Origin of the sequence: Kitasatospora sp. CB02891 (assembly GCF_002803145.1) — a bacterium.
In the GTDB taxonomy this organism is placed as follows: Bacteria; Actinomycetota; Actinomycetes; order Streptomycetales; family Streptomycetaceae; genus Kitasatospora; species Kitasatospora griseola.
Map to the genome: position 1 here is coordinate 116,361 of NZ_NNBO01000017.1, position 16,747 is coordinate 133,107.

The window sequence follows — 16,747 nt, forward strand, 5'->3', positions numbered from 1 at the left end:
CCGTCACCACACTTTCTGAACTGACCGCTCCAGGAGAACCACCGCACATGTACGAGCTGAACCGGGTCCGCCTGTACTCGATCGGACCGGCGGGCGCCCGCTACGCCGACACGGTGCTCGACCTGCGCGGCGTCGGCGATCCGGTCCCCGAGCCGCAGCCCCAGCAGATCGGCCTGTTCGGCGAGGAGCCCGAGGGCCCGCAGCGCCGCCCCGCGCCCGCCGGCGTGCTGTTCCTGGAGAACGGCGGCGGCAAGTCCGTGCTGCTCAAGCTGATCTTCTCGGTGATGCTGCCCGGCCACCGCAACACCCTGGGCGGCGCGTCGTCCGGCGTGCTGCGCAAGTTCCTGCTCGCCGACGACTGCGGCCACGTCGCCCTCGAATGGCAGCACACCGTCACCGGCGAACTCATCGTGGTCGGCAAGGTCAGCGAGTGGCGCGGCCGCCAGGTCTCCTCCGACCCGCGGAAGTTCGCCGAACTCTGGTACTCCTTCCGCCCCGGCCCCGGCCTCACCCTGGACGCGCTGCCGGTCGCCGAACGGCCCAGCCTGGCCGGCGACCAGAAGGCCCGCGGCCGCCGCCGCACCATGAAGGGCTTCCGCGACACCCTGACCGAGGCCGCCAAGGCCCACCCGCACCTCGACGTCACCTTCGAGGAGATCCACGACCGCTGGAACGAGCACCTCGGCGCGCTCGGCCTCGACCCCGAACTCTTCCGCTACCAGCGCGAGATGAACGCCGACGAGGGCGAGGCCGCCGGCCTGTTCGCGGTCCGCAACGACGCCGACTTCACCGACCTGCTGCTGCGCGCCGTCACCGACACCCGCGACACCGACGGCCTCGCCGACCTCGTCCACGGCTTCGCCGCCAAGCTCGGCCGCCGCGCCGAACTCACCGCCGAACGCGATTTCACCGCCGGCTCCGTCGACCTGCTTCAGCGCATCGTCGACGCCACCGCCGGCCGCGAGACCGTCCGCGAGGGCCACCGCGCCGCCGAACGCCGCACCCGCAGGCTCGCGCTCTCGCTGTCCGCGCGCTCCACCGTCGAGCGCGACCGGATGCACGACCTGGCCGTCGAGGTCGCCGCCGCCGCGAGCGCCGTCACCGCAGCCGAGACCGACCGCACCCGGCACGCCCTGATCGTCGCCGAACTCGGCTACCGGCACGCCACCCTCGGGCTGGAGGCCGCGACCGCCGAAGCCGGCCGACTGCGCCGCGAACTCACCGACGCCCGCGCCCAGTTCGCCGCCTGGCAGGCTGCCGAGGCGGTGCTGCGGCACCGCGCCGCCGCCGACCGGGCCGGCCGCGTCGCCACCGCCATCCGGGAAGCCGAACTCGACGCCGCGCCCGCCCTCGCCGCCCGCGACCGCGCCGCCGGCGCCCTCGCCCGCGCCCTCGAAGGCGCCGCGCTGAGCGCCGAGACCCGCGCCGACCAGGAAGAGCTGCGCGCAGGCGAGTTGCAGCAGGACGGCTCGGCCGCCCAGGCCGAAGCCACCGCCGCCGCCACCGCCGCGCAGAAGGCCCGCTCCGAGGCCGAACACCTGCGCCAGCGCCTCACCGAGGTCGAGCAGGAGACCGCCGCCGCCGTCGAAGCCGGCTGGATCGACGACTCCGGCGCCGAACCCGACCCCGCCCGCGCCGCCCTGCACGCCGCCGACGCCGAACGCACCGCCACCGAAGCCCTCGAACTGGCCCGCACCGCCGCCGAGTCCAGCGCCGTCCGGGCACGCGAGTCCGCCGCCGCCGAGGCCCGCGCCGAACTCGCCGCCGCCCGCGCCACCGACGCCCGCACCGCCGCCGAGCGCGCACTGGCCGCCGAACAGCGCACCGCCGCCCAGCTCGCCGCCGAACCCCGGCTCGCCGAGCTGCTCTCCCTCTCCCCGTACCAGGACGGCGCGGACGAGAGCGAAGGCTTCCTGACGCCCCGTCAACTCGACGCCTCCGCCGAGGACCTGCGCGAACTCCTCGACCAGGCCGTGGCCAACGCCGAACGCACCCTGTTCGACCTGCGCACCGCCGCCGCCGACGACTCCCGGATCCTCGCCGCGCTCGGCGACGGCGGACTCCTCCCGCCCGGCCCCGACGTCCTCGCCACCGTCGAGCACCTCGGCGAACAGGGCATCCCCGCGCTGCCCGGCTGGCGCTACCTCGCCCAGTCCGTCGACCCCGCCGACCACGACGCCATCCTCGCCGCCCGCCCCGAACTCGTCGACGGCGTCGTCGTCACCGACCCCGCCTCGCTCGACCGGGCCCGCGAAGCGCTCGCCGCCGCCGCCCTGCTGCCCCGCTCCACCGTCGCCGTCGGCACCGCCGCCGCCCTGATCGCCCCCATCGAGGGCGAGCCCGGCTTCTTCCTGGTGCCGCCGAACCCGGCCATGCACAACGAGACCGCCGCCGACGACGAACGCCGCGAACTGCGCGCCCGCGCCACCGCCCGCGAGGAGCACATCCGCGAACTCGCCGCCCGCCTCGGCGGCGACCGCGCCCTCGCCGCCCGCCTCGCCTCCTGGCACGCCAGCTGCCCGCCCGGCACCCTCGCCGAACTCGCCGAGGCCGCCGCCGCAGCCGCCGACCACGCCGAAGCCACCGCCGCCGAACTCGCCACCCTGCGCGCCGACCACGCCGAAGCCGACGCCGACCACCAGGCCGCCGCCGCCCGCCACGAGGAGTGCCGGGAGACCGCCCAGCGCACCCGCCGCCGCGCCGACGCCCTCGCCGGCCTCGCCTTCCGCCTCCGCGAACGCGCCAACTGGACCCGCCGGCAGCGCGAACTCGCCGACGACGCCACCGAGTGCGAACGCCGCCAGGCCCTGTGCACCGAACGCGCCCGCACCTGCGACGAGGACCGCCGAGCCGCTCAGCGCGCCGCCGACGACGCCCGCCGCACCGCGCGCACCCTGCGCGGCGAACGCGCCGAGATCGCCGCCGCCGACACCAGCGCAGAGCCCGACGACACCGTCACCCCCATCTCGCTGCCCGCCCTGCGCGAGGCCTACCGGGCCGCCGCCCAGCTCTACGAGAAGGTCGGCGTCGGCGCCGACCTGCGTGCCGAGCAGGCCCGCGCCGAAGGCGACGAAGCCGCCGCCGCAGCCGAGTTGGAGCGCCTCAGCAACAAGGTCAAGGCCCGCGCCGAGGAACTCCTCGCCAGCCCCGACGGCGCCGACGGCCCCGCCCGACAGGCCGCCGCCGCCCGCGCCGAAGAACTCGTCACCATCATCGAGGCCCGCTCCGGCGCCGCCGCCGAGGAGGTCGGCCGCCTGCGCGGCGACGCCGAACGTTCCGCGCCCGTCAACGGCGAAGCCCACACCGAACTCCCCGAGGACCTCCTCCCGGCCGACCCCGAGCACGCCCAGGCCCTGCTGCGCACCGCCACCGCGCTGCTCGCCGAACGCCGCGAACGCGTCGACACCGCCCGCACCGAACACGCCGACCTGCAGCGCACCCTGGACCAGGCGCAGGCCGCCGCCACCGACTTCGAGGAACTCGCCAGCCAGCTCCGCGACGCGCTGCGCGACAACGGCGACGAGACCGAGACCGCCGACACCTACCTCGGCGGCCTCGCCGCGGCCCGCGCCGCCGCCGCCGACACGCGGCGCGCCATGCGCACCGCCGCCACCGAACTCACCGGCGCCGAACTCGCCGTCCGGGACGCCTCCGACGCCCTCGTCCGGCACGCCAACGCCGCCCGCTACGAGGCCGTCCGCACCCCCGCCCGCCAGCAGATCCGCGAACTCCCCGCCGCCGCCCTGCCCGACCACGCCGCCGCCTGGGCCGCCGCGTTCGCCCCCCGCCTGCGCGTCCTCACCGACGAACTCGCCCAGCTGGAACGCAACCGCGCCTCCATCGTCGACCGCCTGCGCGGCCTGGTCGAGTCCTCGCTGGCCACCCTGCGCGCCGCGCAGCGGCTCTCGCGCCTGCCCGAGGGCCTCGGCGAATGGTCGGGCCAGGAGTTCCTGCGCATCCGCTTCGACGACCCCGACCACGCCGTCCTGGTCGAACGCCTCGGCGAAGTCATCGACGACGCCACCCAGTCGGCCGTCCGGAAGAACTCCGACCTGCGCCGCGACGGCATGTCCCTGCTGCTGCGCGGCGTCGCCGCCGCGATCGGCCCCAAGGGCGTCTCGGTCGAGATCCTCAAGCCGGACGCGGTGCTTCGCGCCGAACGGGTCTCCGTCGGCCAGATGTCGGACGTCTTCTCCGGCGGCCAGCTGCTCACCGCGGCCATCGCCCTCTACTGCACGATGGCCGCCCTGCGCGCCAACGACCGCGGCCAGTCGCAGCTCCGCCACGCCGGCACGCTCTTCCTCGACAACCCGATCGGCCGCGCCAATGCGACCTACCTGCTGGAACTCCAGCGCGCCGTCGCCGACGCCCTCGGCGTCCAACTCATCTACACCACCGGACTGTTCGACACCACGGCGCTCGCCGAGTTCCCGCTCGTCATCCGCCTCCGCAACGACGCGGACCTCCGCGCCGGCCTCAAGTACATCTCGGTGGAAGAACACCTCCGCCCGGGCCTCCCCGCACCCCAGGACCCGGACGGCCCGACCATCCACGGCGAGATCACGGCCACCCGGATGTTCCGCAAGCCCGAATAGCGGCTGCGAGCAGGCGGGCGCGAAGACAAGGGTGCGAAGACAGGGGCGCGAAGACAGGGGCGCGAAGAGAGGGGCGCGGGGAACTGCGCGAAGGGGAACGCGCCACGTCCGCAAGATCGCGATGCAGGACAATGACCTGCACTTGCTCGCGACCTTGCGGACGTGGCTGGCGCTCGTCGCGCAATTGCTCCTACTGCTTCGTCGAAACGGTGACCGAAGCGACCTTCATCGGGTGCCCCGGCTCCGTCGCCGCCGTCACCGGACTCCCGTACGCGCTGGGCAGGTTGCCGCCCATCGCGACGTTCAGGATCAGGAAGATCCCGTGGTGCACCGCCTGGTCCCACGCGGCCGGCTCGACCTGGTCGGACGTCACCGCGAAGTACTCCTGGCCGTCCCGCAGCCAACGGACCTTCTCGGGAGAGGCTGAGCGGTCGGTCTCCAGCGTCCAGGTGTGGAACGCGCCCCAGCAGTCCGCGCAGGACTGTTCGCCGGAGCCCAGCCCGTTCGGCTCCTTGCAGGGGCCGCCCGGCGTGGTGCCGCAGTGCATGGTGCCGAAGACGCCGCGGCCGCCGACCGATTCGAGGACGTCGAGCTCGCCGACGCCCGGCCAACCGGTGTACCCGTCACGGAGTTTGCCGCCCAGCGCCCAGAACGCGGGCCAGTACCCGGACGCGGCAGGCCCCTTGACGTCCGGGAGGGCCAACTTGGCCTCCACCCGCAGGACTCCGCCGGCCGGTGCGGCGAAGTCCGCGCGCTTGGACTCGATCCGTCCGGAGGACCAGCGGCCGGCGCCGTCCCGGGTGGGCACGATCTCCAGCGAACCCTGTCCGTCCAGGCGGACGTTCGCGGTGGAGTCGGTCATGGTCTCGATCTCGCCGGTGCCCCACTGCGCGGCGGGGCAGCCGGGGTAGCAGGTGCCCACGTCGTACTGCCAGTTGGCGGGGTCGGGCTTCGCGCCGGCCGGGCCGTCGAACTCGTCGTGCAGCAGGGTGGTCCAGCCGGTGGTGAACACGCCCGCGTCGATGAGCAGTTGGTCGAGCCGGGAGGTCAGGACGACGGCCGCCGCGTTGGTCAGGTGAGAGTCGTCGCGGTACAGCAGGACGTGCTCCAGGACGGCCGGGCAGGTCCGGCCGTCGCCGGGGCAGAGCACCTGGTTGACGCCGATGGTGCGGACGCCGGGGACGCGGCCGGCGGCGATCTCCTCGGCCAGCGGGTCGGCCCACAGGCCTTCGCTGCGCGGGAAGTCGCAGGCGGAGGTGGTGTCGGGGTGTCCGGAGACGCAGGCGGGGACGTCGCGGCCGGGGATCGGGGTGTCCTGCAGGTAGACGATCGGGACGCCCAACTCCCGCAACGGGGTGAGGGTCTGCTCCCAGCCGCGCAGCAGCGTCTCTCGGTCGGCGGTGTAGCGGTTCAGCGTGGAGACGATGATCAGCTTGGGCCTGGGCCCGTCCTTGAGCCGGGTCAGCGCGTTCGTCCGCCAGGTGTCGCACTCGTGGTAGGTGCGTCCCAACTGAGGGTTCTCGACCGTGAGTTCGGGCAGCGGGCAGCCCTGCTTGACGAGTTCCTCGACGGACATGCGGTGCTGGGCGGCGATGCCGAGCAGGGCGGAGAACCACTGGCCGGCGTGCGAGTCGCCGAGCAGCACGATCCGGTCGTCGCCGGTGCCGAAGCGGCAGGGCGGGCTGGTGGTGTCGGCCGGGTTGACCTCGCAGAGGCCGTCCGGCGGGAAGTCCTGCCGGGCCTGGACGGGGTTGGGCACGGTCGGGCTGTGCGCGGGCGGGGCGGCGGCGAGCAGGGAGCGGCCGTCGCGGGCGCCCGGCGGCAGGCCGGACGGGTCCGGGGGAGTGGCCGGGCCGAGCATCCGGATCGTGCCGGTGCCGACGACCAGCGCCAGCACCACCGGCATCACCACCGCGGTGAGGCCCAACGACAGTCCGCGGCGCGGGATCTCACCGAGCACCCGGCTGCGGCGCAGCGGCTGCTCCAGCCAGTTGAGGGCGGCGAGCGCGGGCAGCGCGGCGGCCGCGGTGAGGGCGACCTTGACGCCCCAGTGCAGGGCGCCCCACTGGGCTTCGGCGAGCACCAGCACCGGCCAGTGCCACAGGTACAGGTTGTAGGAGAGCCGGCCGATCGCGCGCGGCGCGCCGAGCGACAGCACCCGTCCCACCAGGTGCGTCCCGGAGCCGGCCAGGATGATCGCGGCGGTGCCGACGGTGGGCAGCAGCGCGGCGTAGCCGGGGTAGGGCGTGCGGGCGTCGAAGACCAGGACCGCGCCGAGTACCGCCGCCATGCCGCCGAGCCCCAGCAACTCCCGTATCAGTCGGGGTATTTCGCGTATCGGCAGCAGCGCGACGACCGCGCCGGCGGCGAACTGCCAGGCCCGGGTGGGCGTGGAGAGGTACGCGCCGGCGCTCCAGTGCAGGGAGAGCCAGAACGAGCCGGCGCCGAGCAGCAGGGTCAGGCCGAGCAGGGTGCGCCGCTTCCAGACCCAGCGGGCGGCGAGGGCCATCAGCGGGGCCCACAGCAGGTAGAACTGCTCCTCGACGGCGAGTGACCAGAAGTGCAGCAGCACGCTGGGGTCGCGGCCGGCCGCCAGGTAGTCGGTCTGTTCGGCGATGAAGCGCCAGTTGGCGACGGACAGTGCGGAGGCGAGGACGTCGCGTTCCAGGTCGGCGCGGCGCAGCGGCGCGGTGAGCAGGGCGCCGAGGACGGCGACCACGGCGAGCACCACGGCGGCGGAGGGCAGCAGGCGGCGGGCGCGGCGCGAGTAGAACTCGGCCAGCCGGACCTTCCCGGTGGCGGCGCTCTCGCTGCGCAGCAGCCCGGTGATGAGGTAGCCGGAGATGACGAAGAAGACGTCGACGCCGACGAAGCCGCCGGCCAGGCCGGGGACGGCCGCGTGGAACGCGAGCACGGCGAGCACGGCGACGGCCCGCAGGCCTTCGATGTCGGGTCTGAACCTGGGCCGTTCGACGGGTGGTTGCCCGAGAACGACGGTGAACGGGGCGGTGCTGGTGGACACGGGAGGTGGACCTTTCAGCCCAGCCAGGGCAGCATCGGCGCCACCCAGCCGGAGGCGAGCAGGGCGATCAGGGCGAGCGTGCTCGTGACGGCGAGGGCCTCGGGCCAGCGCCTGGGCCGCATCGCCGGGCGTGCCCCGGATTCGGTGTTCTCGGTGGGGTGCGGCCGCAGTTCGGCGTACAGGTCGCGGATCAGCGGGACGCCGGCGTGCAGCTGCACGGCCAGGTACAGGGCCAGGCCCCAGGTGTAGTGCCAGCCGTGCATCGCGGTGGCGACGGCCACGCCGGCGGTGGTGGCGAGCAGGGTGCCGGCCGTCCACACCAGGGAGACCAGCAGCACCTTGCGGGCCATGCCGCCGGAGCCGCCGGGCTTGGCGACGCCGGTGGGCACCCAGGCGGCGCTGCGGCCGCGCAGGGTGTGCCAGTAGGCGGTGGCGGCGGCGAAGCTCATCAGCACGTTGGCGCGCAGCACTTCGGTGCGCCAGCGGGTGCGGCTGACCCGGGGCAGCAGGACGTGCCAGAGCCACAGCAGGGAGAGCATCGGCAGCACGTACCAGGCGCGGACCTCGCCGGGGAAGGCGAACAGCATGACCAGCGGCGGCAGCGGCGCGGTGAGCACGTTCACGGCCGCGGCCAGGTAGCCGACGATGCCTTCGTCGAAGCAGCGGCGCATCCGCCAGGTCATGGCCTTGCGGGCGGCCCGGTCGCCGATCAGGTGCAGGTTGCCCATCGTCCAGCGGTACTGCTGGTTGACGAAGCTGGTGGTGGAGTCCGGCGAGGTGCCCTTGGCGACCAGCACCGGCACGTACCGGGTGGTGAATCCCCGTTCGTGCAGGGCGATTCCGGTGTACATGTCCTCGCTGTGGTCGAGCCGGGCGAAGCCGCCGGCGGCGTCGATCGCGGAGCGCCGGTACACGGCGTTGGAGCCGCAGCAGATCGCCGCGTCGGAGGCGTCCCGGCTGGGCTGCACCCAGCGGAAGAACCACTCCTGGGAGGCGCCGGCGGCGCGCTGCACCCAGCCCATCGAGGCGTCGGTGTCGAAGCACTGCGGGCTCTGGACGATGCCGACCCGGTCGTCGCCGAAGTACGGCAGCAGGTGCTGCAGCAGGTCGGCGCGCGGCGCGAAGTCGGCGTCCAGGATGGCGATGTACTCCGCCCTGCTCAGGGTGAGCGCGTGGTTGAGGTTGCCGGCCTTCTTGAACTCGCCGCGGTTCGGCCGCACGACGTAGTGGTAGCCGAACTCCTCGGCCAGCGCGGCCACTTCGGGCCGGTCGGCGTCGTCCAGCACCCAGACGTCGAGCTGTCCGGGGTGGTCGAGCCGGGCGACGGCGCGGTAGGCGTTGGCGAGGATGTCGAGCGGTTCGCCGCAGGTCGGCAGGTAGAGGTCGACGGACGGCGGTTCGGCGGGCTGCCAGGCGGCGACCAGCAGTTCGTGGCCGGCCCGGGTGAAGCGGCGGCGACGCAGTCCGTTGAGGCAGGTCAGTGCGAGTGCGACGAGGTTGACGCCGAGGACGGCCAGGAACGGCCAGAGCGCGGGCGTCCGGAGGGAGAAACTGAACATGGTGGCCGCGCTGAGCACGAAGGCGAACGCGGAGAGCAGCGGGACCCAGCGACGCTGAGGTCCGAAGTACCAGTAGAGCTCCTGATCGGAGGGTGGCGACGGAAGGTGATTGACTGTCATTGGGCCCCCCACGGCCGGTCATTGACACCTGTCGTCGGTCAGATTACCCGATTGGTATAGACCAAATGACCACGTGGGATGAACGCTGGGGCAACTCCGGTGAAGCCCGTGTGACCAGGCATGACCATGTCGGAAGGAGGCCCCCGGCATCCGCCGGGCGAGGTTTCTGAGGCGGTTGACGAGCAGGGTGACGAGACGGTTCCACACTTGAACTGGCGAAGGGTCGCCGGATCCCATGGCGGGTACTCGCCGCGGGAATTGACGGATCGTCAGGCTCGTGGCCGGAGGCTCGGTCGAGGGATCAGCGGGTGGCCGGCTTCGAGGTGTCGAGGCACGGCTCGGCGGCGTCGAGCACCGCGTCCAGCAGTCCGGGAAAGCGCGCGGCAAGATCGGCGGCGCGCAGTGTGTTCATCTTAGAGGTGCCGCGACGGTGCTGACGGATCAATCCGGCCTCGCGCAGGACACGGAAGTGGTGCGTCAGTGTCGACTTGGTGACAGGAAGCTCGAACGCCAGGCAGTTCCGCTCGTCGCCGCCCGCGTCCGCGAGCTCGGCGACGATCCGCAGTCGGATCGGGTCGGCGAGCGCGTGCAGCACGGCCTCCAGCCGCAATTCGGCGGCGGTCGGCTCGGGCAGCAGCCCCGGGCACTCCGGGTCGCCCGCACAGTCCTGGTCGATGGTCACGCTGCCATAGTACGAGAACCCTCGTAGTTTGACAGATGTCGTAGTACGGCAGCTATCGTACGAAGCGAAGAGACCGTCGAAGCGACCGTCACGGTCGGGACCACAGGAAGGACGGGCCCTCGTGAGCGCCCTGTTCGAGCCGATCACTCTCCGTTCGCTGACCATCCCCAACCGGATCTGGCTCAGCCCGATGTGCATGTACTCGGCCGCCTCCGAGGGCCCCGAGACCGGCGTCGCCACCGACTTCCACCTCGCCCACCTCGGCTCCCGCGCCGCCGGCGGCGCGGGCCTGGTCATGGTCGAGGCCACCGGCGTCCGCCCCGACGCCCGGATCTCCCCGTGGGACCTCGGCCTGTGGAACGACCGGCAGCAGGACGCCCTCGCCCGGGTCGCGGCGCTGATCCGGCAGCACGGTTCCGTCCCGGCGATCCAGCTGGCCCACGCCGGCCGGAAGGCCTCCACCGGGAAGGCCAACGCGGGCGGCGGTCCGCTGGGCGTCGAGGACGGCGGGTGGCCGGTGGTGGGCGCCTCGGCGATTCCCTTCGACGACGGGTACCCGACTCCACTGGAACTGACGGAAACTCAGATTGCGGAACTCGTCGAGGACTTCGCCTCCTCGGCGCGCCGCGCACTGGCCGCGGGCTTCCAGGTGGTCGAGGTGCACGGCGCCCACGGCTACCTGGTCCACCAGTTCCTCTCCCCGATCACCAACCACCGCACCGACGGCTACGGCGGCGACTTCGCGGGCCGCAGCCGTCTGGCCCGCGAGATCGCCACCGCGGTGCGGGCCGTCTGGCCCGCGGACCTCCCGGTGCTGTTCCGCGTCTCCGCCACCGACTGGGTCCCCGAGCAGCCCAGCTGGACGGTCGAGGAGAGCGTCCTGCTCGCCAAGGAACTCCAGGCCGTCGGCGTCGACCTGATCGACGTCTCCACCGGCGGCCTCGTCCCGCGCGCGACGATCGCCGTCGGGCCCGGCTACCAGGTCCCGTTCGCGGCACGGATCCGCCGCGAGGCGGGGCTGCCCGTCAGCTCGGTCGGCCTGATCACCGAGCCGGCCCAGGCGGAGGCGATCCTGGCGGACGGCGAGGCGGACGCGGTCATGCTCGGCCGCGAGCTGCTGCGCGACCCGTACTGGCCGCTGCACGCGGCGAAGACGCTCGGTGTGAAGGCCGACTGGCCGGAGCAGTACGGGTTCGTCGTCGCGAGGTGAGCCACGAGGGACGGGGGTCGGTCGGGTGATCCACCAGCCGGATCGCGACGGGGGGAGAAGCAGCGCTATCCCGCGATCCGGCCGGTGGGCGCCTCCCGCTTCGCGCAGTTCTCCCCCGGCCCCGGCGGGCCGGGAGGTGCCCCCACGCGCCCCTCGGTCGCGCTCTCCCCGGTCTCGGGCCCGCCCGCTCGGTTGTCCGGCTCGACCATGAACATCCCGAGCAGCACCCCCGCCACCGGAACCGCCGGCAGGACCGCGAGGACGCCCTCCGGGCCGTGCGACCGGGCGATGAGGCCGAGGAGCGGGGCGAGCAGGCCGCCGACGCTGACGGCGAGGCCGAGGGTGACGCCGGCGGCGGTGCCGGGGCGGGTGGGCAGGTAGTCCTGGCCGAGTTTGACCAGGACGGCGAACGGCAGGTTGAGCATCGCGCCCGCCAGCGCGGCGAAGAGGAGCGGCGCCCACGGGCCCGGCGTCACCCGGAGGAGGATCAGCGCGGGGGCAGTGAGCGCCGTGCCCCACTGCGCGGTGCGCACCATGCCGATCCGGTCGGCGAGACGCCCGCCGCCGAGGGTGCCGACGACGCCGCCGAGCAGGAAGCAGGTCAGGGCCGCGCCCGCCAGCAGGTGGGAGGCGCCGAGGTGGCGGAGCCAGTACAGCTCGATGAAGGTGCTCACCCCGAAGAAGGCGACCGAGCGGACGATCTCGACGCCCGTCAGCACCAGGAACGGCCGCCACCGGTCCTTCCCCGCCCGGACCGCCGAGCTGCCGGGGCCCCCGGGCCGGCGGTGGCGGGCCCGGAACAGGACGGCGGCCATCGCGAGGGCGGGCAGCACGAACACCGCCGTCGCCCGGACGCCCCACGCGGTGAGCAGCGGAGTGGCGAGCACCGGGGCGAGGAAGAAGCCGACGCTGCCGCCCGCCGCGAAGACGCTCATCGCGCCCGCGCTGTCTCCGGCCGCCTCCCGGGCCGCCCGTCCCGCCGCCGGGTGGAACGCGGCCACCCCGAGGCCGGAGAGCAGCACCAGCAGCCACACCAGGGCGTAGCCGTCGGCGAGTCCGCTCAGGCCGACGCCGAGTCCGGCCAGCGCCAGGCCGGCGGCGGACAGCCACGGCAGCGGGCGGCGGTCCACCAGCAGCCCGACCAGCGGTTGCGGCACCGCGCTGCCGAGGGTGGCGGCGAGCGTCAACCCGCCTGCGGCGACGTAGCCGTAGCCGCGTTCCAGCACGAAGTACGGGACGACGGCCGGCACCAGCCCCTGGTACAGGTCGTCCACGGCGTGCGCCGCGCCCCACAGTCTCATCCGGCGCCACACGCCGGCCTGTTGCGTCGTCATGGACCCAGCCTGGCCGCCGCACCGGCAGGCAGGCTTCCGCTACTCTGCCAACTCATGTCGCCGGCCCGCCAATTGCCACCGCACCAGCAGGAGACCGGCCCGAGCCGTCACCCCCTGGCGCACCACGAACGCATCGACTGGCACTGGCACGACGTCAACCAGCTGATCGCGCCGGGCCTCGGCGTGCTGGAGGTGAGCACGCCGCACGGCCGCTGGGTGGTGCCGCCGCACCGCGCGGTGTGGCTGCCCGCCGGGGTCGCGCACACCCACCGGGCGCACGGGCCCAGCGAGTTGAGGTGCCTGGTGTATCCGGCGGGGACGAACCCGCTGGGCCTGACCGCGCCCGCCGTGCTGGCCGTCACCCCGCTGCTGCGGGAGATCGTCGCGCACCTGACCGGCCCCCACGCGCCCACCGGACGGCCCGCCCGGACGCTCGAACTGGCCGCCCTGGACCAGCTCGCGCACGCCCCCGAACTGCCGCTCGGTCTGCCGCAGCCCGCCGACCCGCGCCTGCGCGACCTCGCCGCGCTGCTCACCGCCGACCCCTCCGACGGGCGTTCGCTGGCCGAACTCGGCCGGGCCGTCGGAGCGGCGGAGCGCACCCTGAGCCGGCTGTTCCGCCGCGAGCTCGGCCTGGGCTTTCCGCAGTGGCGCACCCAACTGCGCCTCCAGCACGCCCTGGTGCTGCTCGCGCAGGGACGCTCGGTGACGTCCACCGCCGCGGCCTGCGGGTTCCGCTCGCCGAGCGCGTTCATCGAGGCGTTCCGGCACGCGTTCGGCACCACTCCGGGCCGCCACCAGCAGCAGTGACGGACAGTCGGCTGGCGGTCAGCTCCCGTATGCCGACGGGCGGCCGTTCTGCCGGCGGGCGCGTTCGCGCGAACCGTCCAGCGGGCCGGCCGAGTTGGGCGTGCGGCGGCGGGAGGCCGCGACCTGGCGGGAGACCACCACGTCTATCAGGCACCAGACCAGCACGAAGACGCCCATCGCCATCATCGCCAGCGCGGGCACGATCAGGGGGGTGTGCGACCAGGAGGCCAGGACCGCGACTATCACCGTCACCACCGTGAACGCGAACGCGAGGCCTGCCCGGACGGCGGCGGCCCGCACCTCGTCCGGCAGCCGGCTGCGCCGACGACGCGCCATCGCCCACCCCCTGTGCACCCCAAGTTTCCCCGACAGGGGTGAAGGTATGCCGCCACCCGACTGAATTCCACTCAAACCGGGCGTGTTGCGCCGACGGACCGTCAACCCCCCGTCCTGGATCGTATTCCGCCCGGCAAGAGGGCCTGTCGGGCCGGGGCTGACGGTCAGTCCGGCAGGGTGGCGTCCAGCTCCTCCAGCGCGCCGGCCACGATGGTGCGCATCGCCCGCTCGGCCAGTTCCGGGTCGCCCGCGCAGATCGCCTCGGCGACGTCGCGGTGGAGCTGCACCGCGTACTCGCGGGGCCGGTGCGGCATCAGGCGGTGCTCGGTGCGGCCGGTGAGCACCGCGCCGACGGTGTCCTTCAGGTGCGCGAACATCTCGTTGCCGGAGGCGCGCAGGACCGCCGCGTGGAACGCGATGTCGTGTTCGAGGAAGGCTTCGAGGTCCGCGGCCCGGGCGGTGACGGTCAGTTCGACGGCCAGTGCGCTGAGTTCCCGCCGGTCGTCGTCGCTGGCGTTGCGGGCGGCCAGCGCCGCCGCGGCGGGCTCGACCGCGACCCGCAGCGAGCCGAGCGAGCGCAGCTGCGCGGAGCGGCCCGCGCCGGCCAGGCGCCAGCGGATGACCAGCGGGTCGAAGACGTCCCAGTCGGACTGCGGCCGCACCGTGGTCCCGACCCGGCGGCGCGGCTCGACCATCCGCATCGACTCCAGGATGCGCACCGCCTCCCGCACCACGGTGCGGGACACCCCGTGCTGCGCCTCCAGCTCCTCGGCGCGCAGCACGGTGCCCGCGGGCAGTTCCCCGGAGGCGATCGCCGGACCGAGGTGGGCGAGCAGTCGGCCGGGCAGGCCCTGGATCTCCATCCCGCCAGCCTATCGGCGAGGTCACGGCGGCCACGGGGGCGGGGGAGCGGTGAAGGGCTCTCACCTGCGATAACGCATATATGTATGACGATTAGGTTTCGGCAGCTTGAATAAGTCATACCTTTGGGTCTACCTTGCCCGTGACCAGGCAAGGACAGGAGCACCACCCATGGCTCTCAGCGTCGAGAACCAGCAGCCGCCCGTCATCGTGGTGATGGGCGTCTCCGGAGTCGGGAAGACCACCGTCGCCCGACTGCTCGCCCACCGTCTCGGCCTCCCGTACGCCGAGGCCGACGACTTCCACCCCGCCGCCAACATCGCCAAGATGAGCGCCGGGACACCGCTCGACGACGACGACCGCGAACCCTGGCTGCGCGCCCTCGGCGCCTGGCTCGGCGAACGGGCCGCGGCCGGCACCGGCGGCGTCGTCACCTGCTCCGCCCTCAAGCGCAGCTACCGCGACATCCTGCGGGACGCCTGCCCCGAGGCGTTCTTCCTGCACCTGACCGGCAGCCACGAGCTGGTCGGCGACCGCATCGCCCACCGCACCGGCCACTTCATGCCGCCCTCGCTGCTGGACTCCCAGTACGCCACCCTCGAACCGCTCCGGGCGGACGAGAGCGGCACCGTGCTGGACGTCGACGCCGACCCCGACACCCTCGTCGACCGCGCCGTCGCCGCCCTGTCGAACTGACCCCCGCCCGACCTGTCACACCCGCCGCCGCGCACCCGAGACCCCCCGGGGCGGCGACGGCCCGTCAATGGAGACTCGCGTGACCCCCACCCTGCTGGCCGCCGCCGCGCCGGCGCTCCCCCACACGTCCAGCAACGGCCAACTGCTGGTCGCGGTGCTGCTCAGCATCGGCGCGATCGTGCTGCTGATCACCAAGTTCAAGCTGCACCCGTTCCTCGCGCTCACCCTCGGCTCGGGCCTGCTCGCCGCCGTCGCCGGCGCGCCGTTCGACAAGCTGCTCAGCAGCTTCTCCACCGGCTTCGGCTCCACCGTCGCCTCGGTCGGCCTGCTGATCGGCCTCGGCGCGATGCTCGGCAAGCTGCTCGCCGACTCCGGCGGCGCCAACATCATCGCCGACACGGTGCTGGCCCGGACCGGCCCGAAGATGCTGCCCTGGGCGATGGCGCTGATCGCCGCCGTGCTCGGCCTGCCGCTGTTCTTCGAGGTCGGCGTCGTGCTGCTGATCCCGATCGTGCTGCTGGTGGCCCGCCGCGGCAACGTCCCGCTGATGCGGATCGGCATCCCCGCGCTGGCCGGCCTGTCGGTGCTGCACGGCCTGGTGCCGCCGCACCCCGGCCCGCTGGTCGCCGTCGACGCCCTCAAGGCCGACCTCGGCGTCACCCTGGCGCTCGGCCTGCTGATCGCCGTCCCCACCCTGATCGTGGCCGGCCCGCTGTTCTCCCGGTTCGCCCAGCGCTGGGTCGGCCCGCTGGAGATCCCCGCCGACACCACGCCCGCCGAGACCGTCAAGCACGAGAAGACCCCGCGGTTCGGCGCCGTCCTGGCGACCATCCTGCTGCCGGTCGTGCTGATGCTCGGCAAGGCCCTCGCCGACGTGGTGATCGACGACCCGAAGGCCACCGTTCAGCGGTTCTTCGACTTCATCGGCTCCCCGCTGATCGCGCTGCTCGCCGCCACCCTGCTCGCCATGGTCACCCTCGGCAGGGCCGCCGGGTTCGACAAGGCGAAGATCTCCGCGACGGTCGGCAACTCGCTCGGCCCGATCGCCGGCATCGTGTTCATCGTCGGCGCGGGCGGCGGCTTCAAGCAGACCCTGATCGACGTCGGCGTCGGCCAGGCCGTCAGCGACTGGTCCGGCAAGTGGCACATCTCGGCGCTGCTGCTCGGCTGGCTGATCGCCGTGCTGATCCGCCTCGCCACCGGCTCCGCCACCGTCGCCACCATCACCGCCGCCGGCATCGTCGGCCCGCTGGCCGCCGACATGTCGACCACGCACGCCGCGCTCATGGTGCTCGCCATCGGCGCCGGCTCGCTGTTCCTGTCGCACGTCAACGACGCCGGCTTCTGGCTGGTGAAGGAGTACTTCGGGATGAGCGTCGGCCAGACCCTGAAGTCCTGGTCGGTGATGGAGACGGTGATCTCGGTGGTCGCGATCGCCCTGATCCTGCCGCTCAGCCTGATCATCTAGCGAGCGACACCCCCAGACCGCGACGCCCTCCGGATCCCGCTTCTCTCTCCCGGA

The 16,747-nt window shown here is 73.6% G+C and carries 11 protein-coding genes; 5 read left to right on the forward strand and 6 right to left on the reverse strand.

Going from position 1 to position 16,747, the window contains the following annotated elements; all coding sequences use genetic code 11:
* Positions 1-47: 47 nt before the first annotated feature.
* On the forward strand, positions 48-4,595 hold the full coding sequence (locus CG736_RS38155) for a hypothetical protein (protein WP_100589338.1): 4,548 nt from the start codon (positions 48-50) through the stop codon (positions 4,593-4,595).
* Positions 4,596-4,785: 190 nt separating this feature from the next.
* Here CG736_RS38155 and CG736_RS30375 read toward each other — a convergent pair whose 3' ends face one another.
* From CG736_RS30375 to CG736_RS30385, 3 genes are all read right to left on the reverse strand, one after another.
* Positions 4,786-7,617 carry an acyltransferase family protein gene (locus CG736_RS30375; RefSeq protein ID WP_100589339.1) on the reverse strand — a complete coding sequence of 944 codons (2,832 nt, stop codon included), beginning with the start codon at positions 7,615-7,617 and terminating at the stop codon, positions 4,786-4,788.
* A gap of 14 nt (positions 7,618-7,631) precedes the next feature.
* The gene (locus CG736_RS30380; RefSeq protein ID WP_100589340.1) at positions 7,632-9,296 is read right to left on the reverse strand and encodes a glycosyltransferase family 2 protein; all 1,665 of its coding nucleotides are present in this window, start codon (positions 9,294-9,296) and stop codon (positions 7,632-7,634) included.
* 301 nt (positions 9,297-9,597) lie between these two features.
* Positions 9,598-9,972 carry an ArsR/SmtB family transcription factor gene (locus CG736_RS30385; protein ID WP_369880760.1) on the reverse strand — a complete coding sequence of 125 codons (375 nt, stop codon included), beginning with the start codon at positions 9,970-9,972 and terminating at the stop codon, positions 9,598-9,600.
* A 127-nt stretch (positions 9,973-10,099) separates the two neighbouring features.
* On the opposite strand from CG736_RS30385, the gene CG736_RS30390 reads away from it, so the two are divergent.
* A complete protein-coding gene (locus tag CG736_RS30390) occupies positions 10,100-11,188 on the forward strand; it encodes an NADH:flavin oxidoreductase/NADH oxidase (protein ID WP_100589341.1) in 1,089 nt (362 codons plus the stop codon).
* A 65-nt stretch (positions 11,189-11,253) separates the two neighbouring features.
* Here CG736_RS30390 and CG736_RS30395 read toward each other — a convergent pair whose 3' ends face one another.
* Positions 11,254-12,522: an MFS transporter gene (locus tag CG736_RS30395; RefSeq protein WP_100589342.1), complete on the reverse strand. Its 1,269-nt coding sequence runs from the start codon at positions 12,520-12,522 to the stop codon at positions 11,254-11,256.
* Positions 12,523-12,576: 54 nt separating this feature from the next.
* On the opposite strand from CG736_RS30395, the gene CG736_RS30400 reads away from it, so the two are divergent.
* Positions 12,577-13,332 carry a helix-turn-helix transcriptional regulator gene (locus CG736_RS30400; RefSeq protein WP_100589343.1) on the forward strand — a complete coding sequence of 252 codons (756 nt, stop codon included), beginning with the start codon at positions 12,577-12,579 and terminating at the stop codon, positions 13,330-13,332.
* 18 nt (positions 13,333-13,350) lie between these two features.
* Here CG736_RS30400 and CG736_RS30405 read toward each other — a convergent pair whose 3' ends face one another.
* Both CG736_RS30405 and CG736_RS30410 read right to left on the reverse strand, forming a co-directional pair.
* A complete protein-coding gene (locus CG736_RS30405; RefSeq protein ID WP_100589344.1) occupies positions 13,351-13,668 on the reverse strand; it encodes a hypothetical protein in 318 nt (105 codons plus the stop codon).
* A gap of 164 nt (positions 13,669-13,832) precedes the next feature.
* On the reverse strand, positions 13,833-14,531 hold the full coding sequence (locus CG736_RS30410; RefSeq protein WP_100589345.1) for a FadR/GntR family transcriptional regulator: 699 nt from the start codon (positions 14,529-14,531) through the stop codon (positions 13,833-13,835).
* 169 nt (positions 14,532-14,700) lie between these two features.
* On the opposite strand from CG736_RS30410, the gene CG736_RS30415 reads away from it, so the two are divergent.
* The gene (locus tag CG736_RS30415; RefSeq protein ID WP_100589346.1) at positions 14,701-15,225 is read left to right on the forward strand and encodes a gluconokinase; all 525 of its coding nucleotides are present in this window, start codon (positions 14,701-14,703) and stop codon (positions 15,223-15,225) included.
* 67 nt (positions 15,226-15,292) lie between these two features.
* Positions 15,293-16,693 (forward strand): gluconate:H+ symporter, encoded by a 1,401-nt coding sequence (locus CG736_RS30420; protein WP_100589347.1) that lies wholly within the window; start codon positions 15,293-15,295, stop codon positions 16,691-16,693.
* Positions 16,694-16,747: the final 54 nt, after the last annotated feature.

Bases quoted from the DNA above. Each gene is read 5' to 3' on its own strand.
- CG736_RS38155 (WP_100589338.1), top strand. From the start codon at position 48: ATGTACGAGCTGAACCGGGTCCGCCTGTACTCGATCGGACCGGCGGGC.
- CG736_RS30380 (WP_100589340.1), bottom strand. From the start codon at position 9,296: ATGACAGTCAATCACCTTCCGTCGCCACCCTCCGATCAGGAGCTCTAC.
- CG736_RS30395 (WP_100589342.1), bottom strand. From the start codon at position 12,522: ATGACGACGCAACAGGCCGGCGTGTGGCGCCGGATGAGACTGTGGGGC.
- CG736_RS30400 (WP_100589343.1), top strand. From the start codon at position 12,577: ATGTCGCCGGCCCGCCAATTGCCACCGCACCAGCAGGAGACCGGCCCG.
- CG736_RS30405 (WP_100589344.1), bottom strand. From the start codon at position 13,668: ATGGCGCGTCGTCGGCGCAGCCGGCTGCCGGACGAGGTGCGGGCCGCC.
- CG736_RS30410 (WP_100589345.1), bottom strand. From the start codon at position 14,531: ATGGAGATCCAGGGCCTGCCCGGCCGACTGCTCGCCCACCTCGGTCCG.
- CG736_RS30415 (WP_100589346.1), top strand. From the start codon at position 14,701: ATGGCTCTCAGCGTCGAGAACCAGCAGCCGCCCGTCATCGTGGTGATG.
- CG736_RS30420 (WP_100589347.1), top strand. From the start codon at position 15,293: ATGGAGACTCGCGTGACCCCCACCCTGCTGGCCGCCGCCGCGCCGGCG.